Origin of the sequence: Mucilaginibacter corticis (assembly GCF_007558865.1) — a bacterium.
GTDB lineage: Bacteria > Bacteroidota > Bacteroidia > Sphingobacteriales > Sphingobacteriaceae > Mucilaginibacter > Mucilaginibacter corticis.
Genome location: NZ_VLPK01000007.1, coordinates 77,346 through 98,431 on the forward strand (window position 1 = coordinate 77,346; position 21,086 = coordinate 98,431).

Annotated in this window: 19 protein-coding genes; 18 read left to right on the plus strand and 1 reads right to left on the minus strand. The window is 42.4% G+C overall.

Annotated features, from left to right (window positions below; all coding sequences use genetic code 11):
* Nucleotides 1-18: 18 nt before the first annotated feature.
* From FO440_RS23120 to FO440_RS23165, 10 genes are all read left to right on the plus strand, one after another.
* Entirely contained in the window at nt 19-1,425 is a 1,407-nt protein-coding gene (locus FO440_RS23120) for a flippase (protein WP_186292771.1), read from the plus strand.
* A 4-nt stretch (nt 1,426-1,429) separates the two neighbouring features.
* On the plus strand, nt 1,430-2,146 hold the full coding sequence (locus FO440_RS23125; protein WP_186292772.1) for a glycosyltransferase: 717 nt from the start codon (nt 1,430-1,432) through the stop codon (nt 2,144-2,146).
* Nucleotides 2,146-3,483, plus strand: a complete 1,338-nt coding sequence (locus tag FO440_RS23130; protein WP_144250688.1) for an oligosaccharide repeat unit polymerase — start codon at nt 2,146-2,148, stop codon at nt 3,481-3,483. Before FO440_RS23125 ends, FO440_RS23130 begins: the two co-directional genes overlap by 1 nt.
* Nucleotides 3,480-4,460, plus strand: coding sequence for a glycosyltransferase family 2 protein (locus FO440_RS23135; RefSeq protein ID WP_144250689.1), 981 nt, complete (start codon nt 3,480-3,482; stop codon nt 4,458-4,460). The genes FO440_RS23130 and FO440_RS23135 overlap by 4 nt, the downstream gene beginning before the upstream one ends.
* Before the next feature lie 2 nt (nt 4,461-4,462).
* Nucleotides 4,463-5,587 carry a glycosyltransferase gene (locus FO440_RS23140; RefSeq protein WP_144250690.1) on the plus strand — a complete coding sequence of 375 codons (1,125 nt, stop codon included), beginning with the start codon at nt 4,463-4,465 and terminating at the stop codon, nt 5,585-5,587.
* A complete protein-coding gene (locus FO440_RS23145) occupies nt 5,584-6,504 on the plus strand; it encodes a glycosyltransferase family 2 protein (RefSeq protein WP_144250691.1) in 921 nt (306 codons plus the stop codon). Before FO440_RS23140 ends, FO440_RS23145 begins: the two co-directional genes overlap by 4 nt.
* Nucleotides 6,505-6,731: 227 nt before the next feature.
* Nucleotides 6,732-7,514, plus strand: a complete 783-nt coding sequence (locus FO440_RS23150; protein ID WP_144250692.1) for a sugar transferase — start codon at nt 6,732-6,734, stop codon at nt 7,512-7,514.
* A gap of 158 nt (nt 7,515-7,672) precedes the next feature.
* Nucleotides 7,673-9,391, plus strand: coding sequence for a right-handed parallel beta-helix repeat-containing protein (locus FO440_RS23155; protein WP_144250693.1), 1,719 nt, complete (start codon nt 7,673-7,675; stop codon nt 9,389-9,391).
* Between the two features lie 128 nt (nt 9,392-9,519).
* Nucleotides 9,520-9,822, plus strand: a complete 303-nt coding sequence (locus FO440_RS23160; protein ID WP_144250694.1) for a hypothetical protein — start codon at nt 9,520-9,522, stop codon at nt 9,820-9,822.
* Nucleotides 9,823-9,996: 174 nt separating this feature from the next.
* Complete coding sequence (locus tag FO440_RS23165; protein ID WP_144250695.1) at nt 9,997-10,392, plus strand: ankyrin repeat domain-containing protein; 396 nt, start codon at nt 9,997-9,999, stop codon at nt 10,390-10,392.
* 10 nt (nt 10,393-10,402) lie between these two features.
* Here the strand turns inward: FO440_RS23165 and FO440_RS23170 are convergent, their stop codons facing one another.
* Entirely contained in the window at nt 10,403-11,509 is a 1,107-nt protein-coding gene (locus FO440_RS23170; protein ID WP_144250696.1) for a DUF748 domain-containing protein, read from the minus strand.
* Nucleotides 11,510-11,711: 202 nt separating this feature from the next.
* Here FO440_RS23170 and FO440_RS25015 point away from each other — a divergent pair, with 202 nt between their 5' ends.
* The 8 genes from FO440_RS25015 (at nt 11,712) to FO440_RS23205 (ending at nt 20,863) form a co-directional block, all read left to right on the plus strand.
* Entirely contained in the window at nt 11,712-11,837 is a 126-nt protein-coding gene (locus FO440_RS25015) for a hypothetical protein (RefSeq protein ID WP_262711512.1), read from the plus strand.
* A gap of 2 nt (nt 11,838-11,839) precedes the next feature.
* Nucleotides 11,840-13,531: an FAD/NAD(P)-binding protein gene (locus tag FO440_RS23175; RefSeq protein ID WP_144250697.1), complete on the plus strand. Its 1,692-nt coding sequence runs from the start codon at nt 11,840-11,842 to the stop codon at nt 13,529-13,531.
* A 176-nt stretch (nt 13,532-13,707) separates the two neighbouring features.
* On the plus strand, nt 13,708-13,962 hold the full coding sequence (locus FO440_RS23180; protein ID WP_144250698.1) for an RNA recognition motif domain-containing protein: 255 nt from the start codon (nt 13,708-13,710) through the stop codon (nt 13,960-13,962).
* An 88-nt stretch (nt 13,963-14,050) separates the two neighbouring features.
* A complete protein-coding gene (locus tag FO440_RS23185; RefSeq protein ID WP_144250699.1) occupies nt 14,051-15,112 on the plus strand; it encodes a serine hydrolase domain-containing protein in 1,062 nt (353 codons plus the stop codon).
* Between the two features lie 79 nt (nt 15,113-15,191).
* Nucleotides 15,192-17,465, plus strand: coding sequence for a GH92 family glycosyl hydrolase (locus FO440_RS23190; RefSeq protein ID WP_144250700.1), 2,274 nt, complete (start codon nt 15,192-15,194; stop codon nt 17,463-17,465).
* A gap of 90 nt (nt 17,466-17,555) precedes the next feature.
* Nucleotides 17,556-18,491, plus strand: a complete 936-nt coding sequence (locus FO440_RS23195) for a cation diffusion facilitator family transporter (protein ID WP_144250701.1) — start codon at nt 17,556-17,558, stop codon at nt 18,489-18,491.
* A 556-nt stretch (nt 18,492-19,047) separates the two neighbouring features.
* Nucleotides 19,048-19,626 carry an RNA polymerase sigma factor gene (locus tag FO440_RS23200; protein ID WP_144250702.1) on the plus strand — a complete coding sequence of 193 codons (579 nt, stop codon included), beginning with the start codon at nt 19,048-19,050 and terminating at the stop codon, nt 19,624-19,626.
* A 103-nt stretch (nt 19,627-19,729) separates the two neighbouring features.
* Nucleotides 19,730-20,863, plus strand: a complete 1,134-nt coding sequence (locus tag FO440_RS23205; RefSeq protein WP_144250703.1) for a FecR family protein — start codon at nt 19,730-19,732, stop codon at nt 20,861-20,863.
* Nucleotides 20,864-21,086 lie beyond the last annotated feature (223 nt).

Below are 21,086 nucleotides of genomic sequence, written 5' to 3' on the forward strand. Positions count from 1 at the left end.
ATGGGACTTAGAAAGAACATGATCAGCAATCTGCTGTTATCATCCTCGGCCGTATTATTTCCATTAATTACCTTTCCTTACGTTACGCGAACTTTGTCAAGTGACGGCTTGGGTAGTTATTTTTTTTATGACGCGTTCACGCAATATTTGATCTTATTTTCAGCCGTTGGTATCCCTTTTTACGGCATCAGAGAAATTTCAAAATTGAAAATTGATGAACCGTCACGGTCAAAACTAGTTGTTGAACTGCTGACGATCCAGGTCAGCCTTGCCTTACTATTTTCGATCATTCTTGTAGGCGCATATTTGTTAATACCCGGTCTCAACGGAGATTTTAAGATGATTAAAATCTCTTGCCTGAACTTGATAGGCAGTTCTTTTTTAATGGAATGGTTTTACCAGGGAATTGAAAAATTTACCTACATAACCGTTCGCTCGTTAATCATCCGTAGCCTTTGTGTGCTGGGTATTATCTGCCTGGTGAAACATGCCGGTGACAATGATATCTACTATTTGCTGCTCACGCTTGCAGTTATCGCTAATGCGCTGCTGAATTTTATTTATTATCTGAAAAATTATCATCATCCCTACACAGGGCAGCTGGAATTAAAAAGGCATGTTAAGTCACTGTTGATACTTTTCAGTATCAACGTTTCCGTCAGTGTTTACGCGGTAATTGATACGATCATATTGAAATTTCTTACCAGTAATGTGGATGTAAGTTATTATAATGTTCCATTCAAATTGGTGAAAATCTATTGGACCTTAATGAACGCGGTAGGCCTGGTACTTATCCCAAGAATAGCAGCATACTTTTCAAAGAACGACATGCAGTCAGTTCGTTCAGCACTGGAAAAATCCTTGAATGTCGTCTTGCTGCTTGGTTTGCCATTTTCGTTCTTTTGCATAATGTTTGCCGGCGATATCATCAATGTTGTGGCCGGTCCCAAGTATGTCCTTGCTGTTCCTGCATTAAGATTATTATCTTTCATCCCGTTTATAATCGCTGTATGTAATGTTTTTGGTGCGCAATTTTTATTGCCCGCCGGTAAGGAAAAAAAAATTCTGCATGCGACTCTTGTGGGTTTAGCCATCAGTTTAGCCCTGAATTTTTTGCTGATCCCCCATTTCAGATTCATGGGAACGGCAATCGCCAGCGTAACGGCGGAAACCGCTGTTTGTGTATACATAGTGGCTGCAGCAGTAAAGGAAATAAACATTATTTTAGATTACAGGTTAATCGTACAAATCATAATCAGCGCGGTGGCGACGGCAATTATCCGCTATGGCTTTTTGCCTGCCTGGAACGGAATACCGATACTGTTTGTTGCCGGAATAACATATTGCCTGTCCTTCCTGGCTTTGCAGCTGTTTTGGTTTAAAAATGCATTTATTTACTCGCTGGTCAATTTTAAACATCTATAAATTTATGAAGAGCGAAATCTTGGTTAGTGTAGTCACTGTAACTTATAATGCCGCTGATGCTGTGGAAAGAACCATTAACAGCATCATCCCACATCTTTCTGACCGGGTAGAATATGTGATGGTAGACGGCGGGTCCACGGATGGAACCCAATCAGTAATTTTGAAGCATCGTCAACATATTGACTCTTTTATAAGTGAACGCGACCGGGGTATTCCGGATGCCTTAAATAAGGCAGTTAAGTTATCAAAAGGTAAATATTTAATCTTTATACTGGCGGGTGATCTATTAAACGAACTGCCCTTAAAAAAATTGTCCGAAAGTAATGCCGACGTGATTTGTTTTCCTTCAACCTACACGGGCAATGGCAAGCAATATCCTGAAGTTAACAACTGGCTCAAAATAAAAAATACCATTCCTCATCAAGGGGCATTCTTTAAGCGTGGCCCGGACCTGGTACATGATGAACGGTACCGTTTCTTTTGCGATTTTGACCTCTGTCAGCGTTACTATCTGGCTAAGAAAGTAATGGAAGTGCACCGTTCGCCGTTTGTCGCTTTTCACGGTCTCGACGGAGCTACCAGTGACAAAAAAAACTTTCATGAAGTATTTAAAATTGTCAGGCGGAATTACGGTCTTGTATATCAATTACTGTCTTATGTCTATTGGAAGTTCGACGGCCTCAAAAACAGGCTGGGAATCAAAAAAAATGGAGGTGATTAATGGATTGGTATGCATTCGGTTTACTGCTGTATGAGCATCTTCCATTATATCTTTTAATTCTGGCAGGCGCGCTGTTGCTCTATTATTTTATTTTTAAGACAACCTACCTTTCTTTGTTAGACCCGCTGATCTTTAATTTGCTCTATTCGGTTTTTGGATTTTCCGTGGTTATTTTTCTGTATGCCACCCAAAGTATGGATATCAAATATTTGTACAGCTATCTGTTAACACAACTGGCATTTTTCGGGGGGCTATTTTGTTTTGCGCCCTTAAATACCCGCCAGCTGGTTGATTTGGATAGCGGCAATGCGGTTTTTGAAGAAGAGGGAATGTTCGTCAAGATTTTGTTTTTCATCACTTCAGGCTCATACGTTTTAATCCAGCTTTTGAGCTATAAATTGGTGGGAATTCCGCTATTCATGGAATCCAGGACCGGCGCCTATGCAGACAGCGGGGGACTGGGCATTTTGGGGCGGATCATTGATGTTTTAAGACCGGTTGTAATTTTCTTGCTGATTTATCTATTATTCAAAAAGTCCAATTCATTAAAGTTAAATTTTTATTTAGCTGGATTCGGACTATTCTTACTAACCAGCCTGATATTGTCGGGTAGTAAAAGCCTTTTTATGAACATAGGCTTTGTTCTCTTTATTTATCTTATTTTAAATGCCGGGAAACATAGCGGTAGTTTTTTCAATTTACGCAAATATGAAAGATATTTGATCATCTGCGGGCTGCTGTTAGCTTTCCTGACTATCTTTATTCAATCACAACAAAATAATCCCGGTGAGCAAAACAGCCTTGGTATATTTTTATACCGCTTAGTAGCGTCGGGCGACACTTATTACTTTTCTTACCCCTCTCATAATATTGAAACCATTGATGGCTCAAAAGGCTTCCTGGCATTGTTTGGTGATATATTCAGCGTATTACGAATAGTTCCAAGGGAAAACCAGCCGGGTGTTTTAGGAGTTCAGCTATTTCAACTGTACTCCGATTCGGATCTGATTACAGGGCCGAACGCAAGGCATAACGTTTTTGGATATGTGTACTATGGCTTTTATGGCAGTATAGTATTTTCATTTCTGATCGGCTGGAGCTTGAGTTTTGCACGGAATAAATTACTATTTGTGCTGAAGCGAAACATCATTGGCCAACTTGCATTTTTATTTCTTTACCTTAATCTTACTTTTATTGAAACTGATCCACCCGTCGCTGTTTCAGGCTTGGAAAATGCATTACTGATATTTCCGGTTTTCCTCGTCATCGCATTACTGCTGTATGTACCCCTTTTTGATTTTAAATCCAGATTCTTTTCGCTAAAAATATTAAAATGAACGACGAACCATTGATCTTAATTTTAATGGCTTCCTATAATGGAGAAAAATACATCGAGGCACAATTAGATAGTGTCATCAACCAAACTTTCCGAAACTGGAGATTGCTGATAAGGGATGACGGCTCGACTGATTTGACCCTTGAAATAGTGAAAAAGTATCTTAAAAAAAATGGAAAAATAAATTTAGCGATTAATGAAGGAGAAGAACATGGCTCCGTTGCCAATTTTGCGGCATTATTTGATTTAGCACGCAAGGATTTGGAGGCTGCATATTTTATGTTTTGTGACCAGGATGACGTTTGGCTACCTGAAAAAATAGAGGCTTCTTTGAATCAGCTACAAAAAATGGAAGACGCACATCCCAATGCCCCCGTTCTGGTATATGGAAGTCTCCAAATGATAAGTGAAAACGGGGAGGAAATAAATCAAGCTATCAAACTACGGCCTCAGCTGGGGTTTAAGCAAACGCTCGTGCAAAATTTCGCCTTTGGATGTACCATGATGTTTAACAAATCTTTGCTCGACCTGGTCCGCGTGATCCCGCGAACCTCCGTCAACCATGATCATTGGGTTGCATTGTTCACCTCTGCTTTTGGATATAGCGGATTTATAACTGAACCAATGATTAAATATCGTCAACATCAACAAAATGTAACCTCCCAGGGCTCCAGCTTTCAAAAAAGATATGGGCGCTTCACAAAAGGGTTAAATGATCAGCTCCTAAACTATAAAAGGCAAATGACTATGCTCATTCAGTTTAATCAAAATTTTGGGGCGCAATTAAAAAACAACGACAAACAACTGTTGACGGAGTATCTAAATGGTTACTACAAAGGACGATGGGCCATGTTATATCAGATACTCAAACATAAAATATTCAAGTTGACTTTTTTCCAGAACGTTGGTATGGTATACATGATTGTTTTTTTCTACGCACAGTTCAAACAAATAGAATCTGATATGCTTAATCAATAAGTATGTTGACAATCGTTGTTTCAGGCGTAAATATGGTAGAAGGGGGAATATTGAGCATTCTCAGGGATGTCATGAAGTCTTTGTCCCATCTGAAGAACGAAGTCGAGCTGTCTGTAATTGTGTTGGTACATGACGAAAAACTGATAGCCGGCGTTGCTGACGGTTTTACGATCTTGCCATTTAAGGATATTAAAAGTTCCTGGATGAAAAGACTTCGCTTCGAGTATGTTACCTCAAAAAAAATAGCTGCTTTTTACCGGCCTGACATTTGGATCTCCTTACATGACATGACACCAAATGTCGCCTGCGATTATCAGGTAGTTTATTGTCACAATCCATCCCCTTTTTATCAGTTGTCTTTTAAGGAAATTTTTTACGATTCAACTTTTACTTTATTTACGATTTTTTATAAATATTTATACCGTATCAACATCCGTAAAAATGCTTTCGTGATTGTTCAGCAAAATTGGATAAGAAGGGCCTTTAAAAGCATGTATGGCGTCGATTGTATTGTTGCCTACCCAAAATTCGCGAAAAATCTTAGCAGTCACTCTGGTGATCATGCGGCGTTGCCGTTTCATCCGAAACCAGGACATATTTTATTTTTTTATCCCTCATTTCCAAGAGTATTCAAAAATATGGAATGTGTATGTGAAGCGGCGGAAATTCTTAGCCACAACTTTAATAATTTTAGTCTGCTCCTGACGATGAATGGCAGCGAAAACAAATATGCTGCTAAAATTCACCAGGCATACAAGCATATCAGCCAGATTGAATTCTTAGGAATACAGCCCCGGGAGATGATAGAAAAATATTACAGAATAGCGGATTGTCTGATTTTTCCATCAAAGTTGGAAACATGGGGATTACCCGTATCGGAATTTATACCCTATGAAAAACCCATATTAATTGCTGATGAGCCTTATGCGCATGAAACGGTTGGCAATTATAGCAAAGTAAAATTTTTTGATGTAAATGATCCGGGCGCATTAGCTGAAGAAATGGCTAGGTTGATGGACGGGCAATTTGTCCCTGATCACAATTTTGACAGGCAGCCAGCTGAACCGTTTTACGACAACTGGGACGATCTGTTACGTTTTTTAATTGATAACCGAAGAACTGAATGAATACGCTGGTAAGTTTGTTAATTCCGACCTATAACGGTGGTTCTCTATGGTCAGATGTATTGAAAGGCATCGCCGTACAGGATTTGACTTTTTACCGGAAGATTGTGGTGGACTCCGGTTCTACTGATCAAACCGTTGATTTGGCTTTAAAAGAAGGTTTCGAAGTCAAACAAATTCCTGCATCGACTTTTAACCATGGCGCTACACGTCAGATGATGGTCGATCTTGCTGCGGGCTCAGACATATGTATTTTTCTTACCCAGGATGCCATACCCACTACAGAACAAAGTTTGTCTAATCTGGTAAAAGCATTTGATGACCCCAAAGTTGCGCTGGCATATGGAAGGCAGTTGCCTCACGTCAACGCTGGACTGTTAGAAACACATGCGCGCCTGTTTAACTATCCTGCGCAGTCTTATAGCCGCAGCTTCGATGACAGGCTTCAATTTGGATTTAAAGTTTTTTTTTGTTCCAATTCATTCTCAGCCTATCGGGTATCGGCTTTAAAAAACATGGGTGGTTTTTCATCGGACAGCATTATGGGCGAGGATGCTATTGCTTCAGCGAAACTGTTAATGAATGGACACAAACTAGCTTATGTGGCCGGGGCAACGGTTAACCACTCGCATACTTATTCCTTTTTAGCTGAGTTCCGGCGTTATTTTGATACCAGGGTTTTCCATGAACAAAACAAATGGTTGATTGAAACTTACGGCAAGCCTACTGGTGAAGGATTAAAATACGTAAAGTCTGAGCTCTCGTATGTAGCCGAACGGGATCGATTTCAGCTGTTCTCCGTTTTTCGTTCTTTAAGCGGAAAATGGCTTGGGTACACTTTTGGAAAATTCTACAAGCTCATTCCCCGTTTTATCCTTAAGCATGTTTCGATGAATAAGGGTTACTGGACTTCGTCATAATTGTAGTCTAAAATTTACAAGTTGTTTCTTTTAAAGAACAATATTTTCTAAATTATATTTAAATCAAAACAGCAAATGATTTCTTAATCCTTTTGGCAGGGCGTTTTTGTATTGTAATATAATTAATATATTAATAATTAAATTATTTGAGATTATGGTTTGAAATTTGAGCAAATGAACTGATTATGCTTTACTCAAGCATTTGAAATTATTCAAACCTAGTTCATATGAGTAAAAACTTTTACCAGGCCATCAAACAAGGATGGGCTTATTTTTCGGATGCTGACAATGCGACGGAAATACAACAAGAATTCACTCATCAAAAAGTTGGGACCAATGTGCAGGTTGCATTAAAGGTCATACCAGGCGGATTGTTAGCGACAGAAATTCAGCTGGCTGAAAATGATCCGGAAAAGGTATACCCGGAAAATTCAGTTGCAGCTAAACGAATTTTTGACGTTTGTTTTTCCATCCTGGTAATGATTTTGGGTTTTCCGGTGTTTTTTCTTATCTTGTTGATTACATGGTTGTCCTCCCGTGGACCTGTGTTCTATAGACAGGAGAGATTAGGCATTAATCAGCGCAAGTTCTATATGTATAAATTCAGAAGTATGCATTGCAATGCGGAGTGTTGCGGCCCGCAATTGTCCCGTGCAGATGATCCGCGAATCACCAAATGGGGCAGGGTCATCAGGCGCACCCGGCTGGATGAACTTCCGCAATTCTGGAATGTATTAAAAGGAGACATGTCTGTTGTTGGTCCTCGCCCGGAAAGAGAGTTTTTTGCAAAAAAGATCCTGGAAATAAGACCGGATTATCAACATTTGCAACAACTAAAGCCGGGCATTACTTCTATTGGGCAGGTCAATTTCGGTTACGCAGAAAATATTGAGCAAATGTGCGAAAGGCTGGACCACGATCTTGCTTATATCAAACGTTTCAATATAAGATATGATATTACGGTCATCCTAAAAACCGTTGGTGTAATGGTTGGCGGTAGGGGAAAATAGTTGTAAACATGAATTAAAAAATCCCATTATGCTTAGCTTAGTCTTTCCATCCGTATTTACGTTTGTTTTGTTCACAGGCGTTTTATTAGTCATAAGTTTACTCGTTTGCGTTTTTTGGGTGATATCGTTTTTTAGCCAGTTGTAATATATGAGAACTGATGGGACCCATCATAAATAAACTTTTACTTATTATAGCTTTTATCTGGACGACTGCTTATGGCAACTCTTTAGCAGCAAAGACATACTATATCGATCCGCACGGTAGCGATTCCAATGACGGCACTTCTGGCAGGACACCCTGGGCGGATTTTGCACCGGTGAACGCACGAACATTTCATGCGGGAGACGAAATTCTTTTAAAGCGGGGCGGCATATGGTACACCCAGCTTACGATTAACGGTTCGGGAAAGGCTGACCAATTTATCAGAATCGGGACATATGGAAAGGGCGAACGGCCGAAAATTCAACGTTCCGGGAATCCGGCCGACAGGTGTATTCGTCTTAATAATCCGGCGTATCTTCTGTTATCCGGCATTGAAGTCTGCAATGGGGGAGCCGGTATTGTTTTATTTTACGATCATTCCTACCATAACCGGTCAGTTTATATAACAGATGTCGTTGCCCATGATTTTAAAGGTTTGCCGGCAAAATTGCAGGGAGACCGGGTAAGCTGGTCTTATGGTATTGGAATTACAGGCGTTGAAGATACCCCAAACGATCAGACCCGGGTGTTAACTGATTTTAAAATAACACATACGGAAGTATACCGGACCGGCGCAGGGATTGCGATTGACTGGGGAAATCACCATTGTGTCGATGGAGCGCAGGCCCTTTCAAATAAATTTGCTGAAATCCAGTATGCCGATTTAAATATTCATGATAATACGGTTGATCCCATATCCTTTGTAAGCTTATTTATCACAAGCACAACTAATTGCACTGTTAGAAATTCTGTCATTGAGAACGGAACCAAATATGCAGCTTCGGGCACGGGTGCCATTCAAGTGATGTACACTAAAAATGTGGTATTAAAAAATGTCACCGTGAATAATACTGCCTTCAACTCCTGCCCGGACAATGTTGCTGTGGACTTCGAATGCGATAATGAAAATCCGACGATTGTAGACTGCACTTTTAAACATAATGCAGGACCCGCAATAGAGTTCCTGGCGACACCGGGAAATTTAAAATCAGCGACCCGCAATGCCGTAATAACTAACTGCACTTTTATCGGAAATGACTGGGCCGGTAAGCAGGGGGGCTATCAGATTGCTGTAGTCGATTGGGAAAAAGGACAAACCCCGACTGCAAAAATTTTGAATAATAAATATAATAATTCAAAAGGTACCCGGTTTTTCGGTGGAACAGGAAATACAACCAAGATTGATTTAATCGGCAATTTGAATATGGGTGATCCTGAAAAGAAACCGGAAATCATCAAAGACTGGAAATTTGATGATCCTGGTAATTTTCAAAATTGGAAGAATGGAGCCTACAGTAATGGAATAGGTATGTTACAGGTCAGCCATGGTCTGTTAAGGGGTGTTATCACTGGTGTCGACCCCAGCATCGCCTGGGCAGACCCAAATGGGCTGCGCATTGATTCGGCGACATTTTTAAGGATAATTTTAAAAAATTCCACCGCTGCGCGTTACGGTCAAATCTACTTTTTAACAGCAATGGACACGATTCCGGATGAAAAAAAACACCTGGACTTTTGGTTATTTGAAGACCGGGAAAAGTTTCATACTTACGATATATACATGTCAACCCTCAAAAACTGGAAGGGAAAACTTATTCAACTACGAATCGATCCTGAACAGGGAAAATCCGTTGGCTTTTTTGAAATCAAACAAATAAGTCTTCTTAGAAAATAATCGCTCCGGAATCCATTCGTAATTTTCGTGAACCCCCGACCCACGATGATAGTGGTTTGAAAGTCATCTTAGGGTTTCCGGAATTTAAATCGACACAAACGCAGTCGGGATGAGTTATATTGCTAGCTATGATAAAGCAACAAAACTACGCGAAGTATTTCCGGGTTTTCCGGAACGATACTGCGATAACCGAAATATCAACAAATGATTTTCATCGCGCCGGACTTAAACCCATTGGCCCGCTGAGATTGCAACCTTTAGGAAAGTTGTACTATGGCTATAAAAGCCGGGAACTGGCTATTCGCGGCGCTAAAGCTGGTGCTCGTTCCTATATCAATCAATTGATCGCATTGGGGGATGAAGGTAAAGAAAGACTGATTCAATACCGGATGGACCATTACGATGACCTTAATTTTAATTTAATTAAATAAATAAAACATGAGTAAGGATAAGAAAAAAATGCCAAACCCGGTGGGTAAAAAAGGACCATCAGATTACCAGAGCAGTAAAACGACTACGGCTAAAACAGAGATTGCCGCTGTGCCGAAGAAAAAGTAGTAAAACATGAATTAAACCCCGATAATGAAAACCTTAAATTCCTGAAAATGTCCGTTAACACAAATAACCTGATGGTGATCGCAGCAAAAGAAGGCGATATTCCCGTCCTGCTGGATCTCCTGCAAGGGGGTGCGAACTTGAACGACACGGATGATAAAGGAAATTCGCCCCTCAGCATTGCTGTCTTTAATCACCAGCATAATGCGGTGGCGCTTTTGCTCTCGTCAGGTGCCGATGTCAATGCAGCTGATAGAGGCGGGAACACGGCTTTGATGGGTGCGGCATATAAAGGTTACACGGATATTGCCACCCAGCTCATTGACGCTGGCGCCGACCTGAACGTAAAGCACGCTAACGGTAGCACTGCGCTGGGCTTTGCTGTCCTGTTTGGCCAAAATCATATCGTTGAGCTTTTATTAAAACGCGGCGCTGATCGACATTAATGCTTGCGTTTTATTGGGCTCCGGCCGGCTTTTGTGCCGTTAACTCACTGCTCAGGCTTTCGTGAAACGCGTGTACGAAGGCATTTCTTAATATGCCCACAAAACTCGCCCAGCCGCTGGTTTTAGGGTCTTTGATATTGCCTTTGATCGGAACGACGGTAGCGATCTTTTTGGTTTTAGGGTTGGTAACTACTTTGGCAAACAAACCAACCACCGCTTTTTTAACGACCCGCAGTACACCGCCTTTCTTTTTGATGTCTTTTTTTACATCCAATACCTTAAGATCTTTGATGAATGGTTTAATATAGCCGCTCATTTCACCGTCTTTTAAGCTCATTTTGCTAAAGATATCGATACCGCCGCGCTCGATATCCATTTTGGCGTTCGCTTCGAAAAAAACATTCAGGCTGAGCAGGTTCGCCCCAGTAAGCTGCATGCCGGCCTCAAAATCAGGAATGGTTTTCAATACATTTACTTTCGCATCCAGTTTGAGATTCCCGTTTCCGATGGAAATCCCGGTGAAGTTAACCTGTGAAGGTAAAGGATCGCTGGCTTTTTGCACGTTCGCCAAATTAAGCGCCGTAAGCTGCATCTTTTCAATATGCAGATCGGTGTTCGGCTGTTTGTTGAGGTCGCGGTAATCAAACCTTCCATTGGTGATCGTAAGCCGGTTGATGGTCATGGGCATCAGGGCTTTCACGGTTTTTGTCCAGCTTTCCTTTGATGGCTCTCTGGCTATTTCTTCCGTAGTCAAAATATTGATCACGGGCCGGTCAAGCGCCACTACGCCAACCAGCCTGCCTTTAAAAATTGCTCCCCACTCCAAGGCGAGGTTTGCCCGGCCTATCTGTAAAAAAGGGTAGGGTGCAGGATCTGTCTTTTTCCTTAACAAAAGTCCCTGAATCACATAGCTACCCCGCAATAGGTGGATATCAATGTCTTCGACATGCCCCGTATAACCGGGAAGCTCATTCAGTTTTTTATTGACGTAATTTTTGACGATACCCGGTAAGGCCAGGCGTACCACGATCACAGCAATGATCAACAGGGCAATGACCAGGTAGCGTAATTTTAACCCTTTGATCCATGTCCGGTAATTCTTCCTGCGTTTTTCCATCAAGGCTATAACTGTCCGGCGCCTGCATTGTTTCCGTTAAAATTAGGTGGCTCCTGCTTTCCGCCGTTTATTCTGTACGGAGTGCAGTCAATAACAGGCATATCTTTATAGGATAATTAATTTCTCTGAATGAAAATACGGTCAGGATGGGGCGATTATATTTAGGAATGATATATGTATTAAGCTTCGCAATAAGAATCGTATGAAAACTGAGAATAAATTAATACAAATCCAATTATTTGACCGCAAGATCATTCTTGATCTGAAAGCGGACCTGAAAAAATGGAAAGCGCGTAAGCGAAACAGGACCTTAGCCGCAGCTGCTTAGTCATGCGTATAGGGATTGTAGGGGGTGGCCCGAGCGCAATGTTCATCCTCAAACGCCTGGTGGATACCGGCCGGTCGGATTTCAGCGTGGATATTTTTGAAAAGACAAATAAGCTGGGAGCAGGGATGCCTTACAGTGAGGAAGGTGCCTGCCCTGAACATATCACTAATGTATCCGGTAACGAAATCCCTGAGCTGGTCACCACCGTTGATGACTGGGTAGGCATGAATTATCAGGCCGCCAATCGTTACGATGTATCTGTAAAAAATTTCAATGCGTATAAAGTACTTCCCAGGTTGCTTTTTGGTGCGTATCTGACCCAGCAGTTCAGTTTTCTCCTGATAAAGGCGGAAAAAATGGGATTGAAAGTGAAGGTGCATTACCAGGCGCAAATCAGCGACATCAAAGATTCGGTTTCCGGTAACCAGGTCGAACTTCGTTCCGCAAATGATGCGGTATACACATTTGACAAGATCGTGGTATGCAGCGGGCATTACTGGCCAAAACACAATGAAGGGATCGTGCCCGGCTATTTTGACTCGCCTTACCCGCCGCAGAAATTGACCAACCTGGTTAATCATACGATTGCCATTCGTGGTTCTTCACTCACGGCAATTGATGCCTTACGCACGCTCGCGCTGAATAACGGATCATTTTCCTTAAATGCCGAAGGAAAAAAGGTGTATCATTTGCGTGAAGACTGCCCGCAGTTTAAGATCGTATTGCATTCGCGGAATGGTCTGTTGCCCGCGGTACGGTTTCATTTGGAAGATTCCCACTTGTCCAAGGATTCCGTTTTGGACGCCGGCGAAGTGGCCCGGATCCAGGCAGCACATGACGGTTTTTTGCCGCTGGATGAGGTCTACCGCCGCAATTTTCTGGAAGGAATAAAAACGAACAGGCCTGATTTCTATGAACTCATCAAAGACCTCAGCCTGGAGGACTTCGTGGAACTGATGATGATCAGGCGTGAAGATACGCCGGCGTTCGAGTTGCTGAAGGCGGAATATGCGGAAGCGGAACGCTCGATAAAGTTAAAACGCTCCGTTTACTGGAAAGAAATGCTGGCTGTGCTGAGTTTTGCGATGAATTATCCTGCGAAGTATTTTTCAGCGGAGGATATGCTCAGGTTACAAAAGACATTAATGCCACTGATCGCCATTGTCATTGCATTTGCACCGCAGGACTCGGTAGAGGAAATGATCGCGCTCTATGATGCCGGCGTTTTAGAACTGGTCAGGGTAGGAGAAAACAGTAATGTGGAAGCCAGGGAATCGGGCGGCATCAACTACCACTACACCAATGAAGCAGGAGAAAAAGTAGCTGTAAGCTATGAAACTTTTATCGATTGTGTAGGCCAGCCGCATTTGAATTATGATGAAATCCCATTCCCCGGTTTGATTGCTGAAAAAACGGTTTCAGCTGCGAAAGTAAAATTTAAGGATCCGCTCATTGCGGAGGCTTATTTAAAAGACGGGAATCAGCGTGTTTTTCGTAATGACAAGGGGGAATATTACTTGAACGTACCGGGCATTACCATTGACGACCATTTCCGGATCATCAATGATGCCGGAGAGATCAATGAAAGAATTTATATGATGGCGGTGCCTTTTATCGGCGGTTTTAACCCGGATTATTCCGGACTGGATTTCGGTGAAGCCGCTTCCATGCGTATTGTCGGGAAGTTGATTTAAATAGCAGGTTTTTTTGGATCAAAAAAAGCCCCGGCAGATCTGCCAAGGGTTCGTACTCTGATAAGGTATAGGTTCGATCAATACGATTGACTGCCGTCAAGATAGTCATTATATATTTGTCTAAAAGGAAAAAATCAGTTCGGAACTTGATATCGAAAAATTACATTTGACATAAAATGGGTATAAAATTATTTATCGGGGGATATCCATTGGAAATGGATGAGATGGGGCTCGCGCAACTGATCGCGCCGCATGGTGACATTGTGGAGATGAAGCTTGTTAGGGACAAAAAGACGCGCAAAGCCAAAGGTTATGCCTTTGTGGTAATGGCTAGCGAAAATGATGCCATTGCGGTAATTTCGGCCCTGGATGGAACTAAGACAAGCAACCGTCGCTTGATTGTTAGCTTAGCGCCTGTTTTGGATAAGTAATCAAACGCCAGCTGACAGTTATACATAACGGAAAAGATTGTAACCGATAACCCGTTTTACCAGTCTAATCACGCAAAAGAGGATCAAGATGAACAGATGCCATAAATTCACCTGGTATACCACTGCTTTCTTACTCGTATTTAGCGTAACGTTAACGAAGGGGCAAACTTTAAAGCCCGTTCAAATGCCGGCCGGTTGTCTGGATAGCATTCCTGATTTGATGAAACGCTATAAAGTACCAGTTGTAGCTGCAAGTGTATTTGAAAACGGGAAAATAAAGGAGACTAAAGTTTTCGGCCGGCTAGCTAACGGAAGCCCGGCCAATATCAACACGCTTTTTAACGTAGCTTCGTTAACCAAACCTGTTACCGCATTGCTTACATTAAAATTAATCGATGCCGGCAAACTGGATTTGGATGAGCCACTTTATAAATATTGGATAGACCCGGATCTGAAACCGGACGAACGCTACAAAAGATTAACTGCCCGCATCATCCTGAGCCACCAGACCGGCTTCCCAAACTGGCGCTCACAAAACCCGGATAAAAAGCTGGCGTTTATGTTTGACCCCGGCACAAAATACAGCTATTCGGGTGAAGGCTATGAATATTTGCGGCATGCTCTGGAAAGCAAGTTTCATCGATCTTTACAGCAATTGGCCGACTCGGTTTTGTTTACTCCGCTGAGCATGAAAAACACCCGCTATGGCTGGAGCGATCGCTTGGATTCTGCTCGCTTTGCCGACCCGCATGATACAAAAGGGGAACGGATCAAAATGGTCAAAATTACGCAAACCATTGCGGCAGATTGGCTGGTAACAACAATCAGCGACTACACCAAATTCGGTTTGGCGGTATTGACCGGCACGGCCTTATCGCCTGAAACCTTTGCGCAAATGGTCAGCCCGCAGGTGGAAATGAAACCCGGGACAGTTGAAAATATGGGTCTGGGCTGGGAAGTAATGACCCCTTTGGAAAATGGCGAATACCTGTTGATGCACACCGGAGCAGACGACGGTGTAAAAACGCTGATCATTTTATTACCACAATCCAAACGGGGAATCATCTTGTTTACCAATGGTAATAACGGGTTTGAGCTGGTAAAAAATATCATCAAAAATGCCTTTCACTTTAAAGAGCTTACGCCCTGATGCGATGATATGCTTCCTATAGATTGCGCTTTTGATTATTGTCCTGCCTTAAGCTATCTTTAAATATTCAAACCATACCATGAGCCTGTTAAAACGTGTCCTGCTATTTTGCTTATTTATTTATGCCTGTGCGCCCGTTCTTGCACAGAAAAAGGCGCCGATAGATTATGTTGATCCTTTTATCGGCACATCAAACAGCCGGTGGATGCTGTTCCCCGGCGCTACCATGCCTAACGGGATGGTAAAGTTAAGCCCCGATAACCAGGGCAATGTATGGCAGGGCGGTTATGAATATTCGGTAGGCAGCATTCATGGCTTTACACATATTCACGGCTGGATAATGGCCGGCTTGCTCACCATGCCCGCCAACGGTGACCTGGCCCTGAAACCGGGATCGCCGGACGAACCATTTAAAGGTGCTAATGCCGGTTTTCATTCAAGGTTCAGGCATGACCAGGAACATGCATCGCCGGGATATTATTCGGTTTACCTGCTTGACCCGCATGTGAAAGCCGAACTAACCGCCACCGAACGTACCGGCGTACAACGTTACAGTTTCCCTGCCGATAGCTCAAACCGCATAATGGTGCAGCTAAGCGTGCCCTCAGAGTATGGTCTGGAAATTAAGGACGCCGTGATCACCAAAAACAGCAGTACCGAGATCCAGGGCTATGCTAAATCATCAACAGCAGGGTTTAATGATTACACGCTTTATTTTGTCATGCAATTTAGCAAACCCTTTGCGCAGTTTCATGGCTATGTAAATCAGCAGGAAACCAACAATGATCATGAGGTAAAAGGCAGTAAGGATGTTGGCGCGTATGTAACTTACCCAACTTCAAAGCCCGAACAAGTAATGATCAGGACGGGAATCTCATTTGTAAGTATAGACCAGGCCCGTATTAACCTGGATAGCGAGTTAAAGGACTATAACTGGGATTTTGATAAGCTGGTTAAAGCCAACCGCGCCACCTGGAGCAAGATCTTAAATACCATTACGGTCGAGGGCGACTCAGAAACCGAGAAGAAAAAATTTTACACCAACCTGTACAGGTGTTTTACCAGTAAAATGATCATGAGTGATGTGAATGGCAAATACACCGATGCCTGCGAAAATGTACAGCAATTGCCATCAAACCGGAAAGCTATGATAGGCGGGGATGCTTACTGGAACTCTTTTTGGAACCTGAACCTGCTTTGGACGCTGGCATCGCCGCAAACGGTTGAAAAACTAGTTGGCACCCAGTTAGAGATGTATGAAAAAACCGGCTGGCTATCAAAAGGCCCTACGGGTATTGAATATTCGGGCATTATGGAAGGTTCGCATGAAATGGCGTTGATCACCAGCGCTTATTTAAAGGGCATTATGAAGAATGATGCCGAAACCGCTTACAAAGCCATGAAGAAAAACGTAGAGGTTGAGCCGCAGCCAACCTGCGGCGGATATCCGGGCAATCCGCAGATCTCGGCTTATGCCAAGTATGGCTACATATCAACAGAAAAAGGCGCGACCTCAAAAACACTTGATTATGCTTATGATGATTGGTGCGTAGCGCAGATGGCTAAATACATAGGAAAGCAGGATGATTACCAATTCTTTTTAAATCGGTCTGCCAACTGGAAAAACGTGTTTGACCCTGTACGCAAATATGTGGTACCTAAAAAGGATAACGGACAGTTCATTGATAATTTCGACCTGTTTTCAGTTGATCATTTTGTTGAGGGTAATTCGTGGCAATATTCGTTTTATGTGCCGCATGATGTGCCCGGCCTGGTAAAGTATATCGACAAAGATGTATTCCTTAAACGATTGGAGATAGGCTTTAAAAGATCAGAACCGCACCAGTTTGCCGCCCACGCGTTGGACAGGACCTGGGGCCAATCTGCAGAATATTATATTAACCAGGGTAACGAGGTAAATATGCAGGCCGCTTACTTGTTTAACTATACAGAGAAACCCTACCTTACCCAATACTACACCCGCAGGATACTGGATGTTTTTTATGACGATTCGCCTTACGTGGGCTGGAACGGTGATGAGGACGAAGGGCAGATGGGGGCGTGGTTCGTTTTAAGTTCGATGGGCCTTTTTGAAATGAACGGCGGCACATCGCCCGACCTGCGGATAGACTTGACCAGCCCTTTGTTTAACCAAATCAGGATCACCCTGAACCCCGGTTATTACAAGGGGAAATCGTTTACCATTAATGCCTACAACAATTCGGCTAAGAACATTTACATCCAATCTGCCAAACTGAACGGCAAAGCTTTGAGCGGTAATTTTATCAGCTTTAAAGACCTGGTAGCAGGCGGTAAGTTGGAAATGAATATGGGGCCGATGCCGGTGAAGTAGGAAGCTTTCACGTCTTATTTTTTGTGCGAAATATAAATATTAACTATAGGGGAAACATAAAGGCATGTTTCTGACTTATAGCCATACGAAATGAGCGCAGAAAACAAGTCAATTTACGCAGCACTGCTGGCAAACCTGATGATAGCAGTTATCAAATTTATCGCGGGTGCCATCAGTCATAGTGCAGCCATGATCGCTGAAGGCATACATTCAGTTGTCGATACCATCAATCAAATGCTTTTGCTCATGGGCTTGCGCCTGAGTAAACAAAAACCGGATAAACATCATCCGCTGGGCTATGGTAAGGAATTGTATTTCTGGTCCTTTGTCGTGTCCATACTCATCTTCGGTTTAGGCGGAGGCATATCGTTGTACCAGGGCGTTACGCATATTTTGCATCCTGTGGAAGCGGGAGATCCAAATTGGAGTTACATCGTTCTCGCCCTGTCGCTTGTCTTTGAAGGGACCTCATTGATAATCGCAGCTTTGGAATTCAATAAGTTACGTGAGGGGCAATCCTGGTGGGGCGCCTTTATCAACAGTAAAGATCCCTCAACTTTCCTGGTGTTATTCGAGGATAGCGCTGCCGTCGCTGGATTAGTGATTGTTGCCGTTTGTCTTTTTCTTAATCATCTTTTAAATGCGCCGTACCTGGATGGGGTAGCATCATTGCTGGTAGGATTGATCCTGATCGTGATATCGCTTATACTGGCACGCGAAAGCCGGAGTTTACTTATGGGCGAGGGCATACAAGACAAAACGAAAAAGCGCATCCGGCAAATTGTTGAAGAAGATAAAGATGTAATTAGCCTGATGCACCTGATGTCTACCTACCAGTCGCCGGATGAGATCTTAATGATGCTCATTGTGGCATTTAAGCCTGGTCTTGTCACCGCCGAAATCACTCAGGCGACGGACCGCCTCCGGGAGGAGATAAAATTAGAGTTTAAAAGAATCAGGTTTCTGATTATTCAGCCTGATGTATATTTAGACAAGATCGATGCTAACGTACAAGCCTATATCTGAAAGTTCAGCTCTTGACGCAGCTTTTTTGTGAAATAAGATAAAGTATGAATGTTCGATACTGTACGGACTGTTGTAACAATACCGAACAGTTAATCACAGTATTTTGAATTTAAGTATTTGATCTTTAGATATATATGATAATGGCATTGCAATTGGCACAACCAAGTTGTTAAATCCGATCCGTCCTTTTTCAGCTGTGTGGGCTGCAGGTTCAGGATCATCTCAGAAACGGTATCCAATTCTTTTAGAGGCTCACTGTACTGGAAATTCCGAGGCAATTGCCGACCCTAACCCGCGAATGCAATAAATTGATTCCGTAACACCTTGACCTTCGTAACTTATCGATAGAGAAAAACAATTTACAATATCCGACAACACAAATCGGTGCCCTAGAAACAATGGAATTGCATGATCAAGCGTTTCGAATATCCACCCCAATGCTCGTCTACCATATATATGCGGAAAAAAATCACACCCGTTATCTTACTCATAAAATGATGATATAATTTCCGGCATGATTAAATTTTTATTAAATTAGTATAATATTTAAATTATATTGATCCCGCTGACTGCTATTTCTGATCACGATTTAGTTTCCCTGTTACAGGAAGGGGACGAAAATGCCTATGTTGAAATTTATAACCGGTATAAGTGGCTGTTGCATACGCATGCGTACAAAAAGTTAGGAGACAGGGACGCGGCTAATGATATCGTACAGGATCTGTTCACCAGTTTATGGTCAAAGCGTGAAGATGTTTTTATAACAACTACACTCTCTGCCTATTTATACACGGCGGTCAGAAACAGGGTACTTAATATTATTGAGCACCGGACAGTTGAAACGAAGCATATAGACTCCTTGTTAAACTATGCAAGCGGATATGTGGCCGCAACTGATTATTTGGTGCGCGAAAAGCAACTTGCAGCAATTATTGAAAAAGAAATTGCCGCTTTGCCGCCTAAAATGCGCGAAGTTTTTGAATTAAGCAGGAAATCTCATTTAACTCATCGTGAAATTGCCGAAAAATTGGATATTTCTGAAGAAACTGTAAAAAAACAAGTTAAAAATGCCCTGAAAATATTGCGTGTTCGCCTCGGTTTGCTTATTTATATTGTTTTAATTACCCAATTGTAACTAAAATTAGAATAAAGTTTATTTTATTTAGATTTTATCTAACCCCTGGATACTTTTCGCCTGTCATAGTATTAATTAAAGATGGAAATCTTAGAATTATTTTATGCAACGGCAAGATATCATACAATTACTTCACAGATATAATACAGGTACCTGTAATGAACGCGAGAAAGCTTTAGTAGAAGACTGGTACCTTCAATATGAACTAAAGGAAATTGATGACCTTGGCGATCACGATTGTGAAGCCGACCTGGATAAAATTTTCAAAAATTTGCCTGTCCGGCCTCGAAAAGTAAGGTCTCTTAAAACATGGTATAAAGTAACAGCGGCCGCAGCTATCTTCATCTTTATCACCATAGCGCTTTACTTTAATTATTCCCCGCAGTTACAGCAACAAAGGATCATTCAAAAAATTGCCAGTGCGACCACCCCGGGCAGCAATAAGGCGATCTTAGTTTTAAATAATGGTAAGCAGCTTGTTTTAACAGGCGCCAACAACGGGCAGCTTGCCACCCAGGGCAATGCCGCTATTAATAAAACCGCAGATGGCAAAATAGTTTACCGGGCAACTAAAAAATCCCAGTTAGCTCCGGTTATTGATTACAATACGATGCTAACGCCCGCCGGTGGCACGTATAGCCTGACCTTGTCCGACGGAACAAAAGTCACGCTCGACGCGAGCTCATCCATCCGTTACCCGGTAACGTTTACCGGTAATGAAAGAAGCGTTGAAATTACAGGGCAGGCCTACTTTGAAGTAGCCCATAATAAGGCACAACCATTCAGGGTAAGCACTAATGGCCAGACGGTTGAAGTGTTAGGTACACATTTCAATATTAACGCTTATACGGATGAAGGTGCTACGCGGACAACACTGTTAGAGGGTAGCGTTAAGGTATCAAAAGGAAACCGTCTGGCTATGTTAGTGCCCGGGCAAGAGTCGGTTATCCTCTCAAACGCGGCCGATATAGCAATAAAAAATGCTGATACAGAAACAGTGGTAGCCTGGAAAGACGGCCTTTTTAGATTTAAACGCGCCGACCTGCAAACCGTCATGCGGCAGTTTGCACGGTGGTATAATGTTGAGGTGGTTTATGAAGGTAAAATATCAGAAACCGCCATAACAGGTAAGGTGCAGCGGAACGCTAACGCGTCGCACGTTTTGGAAATACTGGTTAAACTGGGTATCAAATTCAGGCTCGATGGTAAAAAGATCATCATCATGCAAAACAGCTAAAGATAATTAACAGATCATTAACCCCTTAATTAATTAACTATGGTATATTATTTACGACAACAGGTTTAACCACCACAGGTTATTGCAAAAAAACCGTGGCTGTGTTGACGCACAGCCACGGAAAGCTTTTTGGACTAACCCTTCCCGGTAAACGGGATAAACAAAATTTGAGCTGAGTTTAGTGTATTAATCCAAACATCACAAATGTAATGAAATTCCGTAC

Bases quoted from the DNA above. Each gene is read 5' to 3' on its own strand.
- FO440_RS23120 (WP_186292771.1), top strand. From the start codon at position 19: ATGATCAGCAATCTGCTGTTATCATCCTCGGCCGTATTATTTCCATTA.
- FO440_RS23125 (WP_186292772.1), top strand. From the start codon at position 1,430: ATGAAGAGCGAAATCTTGGTTAGTGTAGTCACTGTAACTTATAATGCC.
- FO440_RS23130 (WP_144250688.1), top strand. From the start codon at position 2,146: ATGGATTGGTATGCATTCGGTTTACTGCTGTATGAGCATCTTCCATTA.
- FO440_RS23135 (WP_144250689.1), top strand. From the start codon at position 3,480: ATGAACGACGAACCATTGATCTTAATTTTAATGGCTTCCTATAATGGA.
- FO440_RS23140 (WP_144250690.1), top strand. From the start codon at position 4,463: ATGTTGACAATCGTTGTTTCAGGCGTAAATATGGTAGAAGGGGGAATA.
- FO440_RS23145 (WP_144250691.1), top strand. From the start codon at position 5,584: ATGAATACGCTGGTAAGTTTGTTAATTCCGACCTATAACGGTGGTTCT.
- FO440_RS23150 (WP_144250692.1), top strand. From the start codon at position 6,732: ATGAGTAAAAACTTTTACCAGGCCATCAAACAAGGATGGGCTTATTTT.
- FO440_RS23155 (WP_144250693.1), top strand. From the start codon at position 7,673: ATGGGACCCATCATAAATAAACTTTTACTTATTATAGCTTTTATCTGG.
- FO440_RS23160 (WP_144250694.1), top strand. From the start codon at position 9,520: ATGATAAAGCAACAAAACTACGCGAAGTATTTCCGGGTTTTCCGGAAC.
- FO440_RS23165 (WP_144250695.1), top strand. From the start codon at position 9,997: ATGTCCGTTAACACAAATAACCTGATGGTGATCGCAGCAAAAGAAGGC.
- FO440_RS23170 (WP_144250696.1), bottom strand. From the start codon at position 11,509: ATGGAAAAACGCAGGAAGAATTACCGGACATGGATCAAAGGGTTAAAA.
- FO440_RS25015 (WP_262711512.1), top strand. From the start codon at position 11,712: ATGAAAACTGAGAATAAATTAATACAAATCCAATTATTTGACCGCAAG.
- FO440_RS23175 (WP_144250697.1), top strand. From the start codon at position 11,840: ATGCGTATAGGGATTGTAGGGGGTGGCCCGAGCGCAATGTTCATCCTC.
- FO440_RS23180 (WP_144250698.1), top strand. From the start codon at position 13,708: ATGGGTATAAAATTATTTATCGGGGGATATCCATTGGAAATGGATGAG.
- FO440_RS23185 (WP_144250699.1), top strand. From the start codon at position 14,051: ATGAACAGATGCCATAAATTCACCTGGTATACCACTGCTTTCTTACTC.
- FO440_RS23190 (WP_144250700.1), top strand. From the start codon at position 15,192: ATGAGCCTGTTAAAACGTGTCCTGCTATTTTGCTTATTTATTTATGCC.
- FO440_RS23195 (WP_144250701.1), top strand. From the start codon at position 17,556: ATGAGCGCAGAAAACAAGTCAATTTACGCAGCACTGCTGGCAAACCTG.
- FO440_RS23205 (WP_144250703.1), top strand. From the start codon at position 19,730: ATGCAACGGCAAGATATCATACAATTACTTCACAGATATAATACAGGT.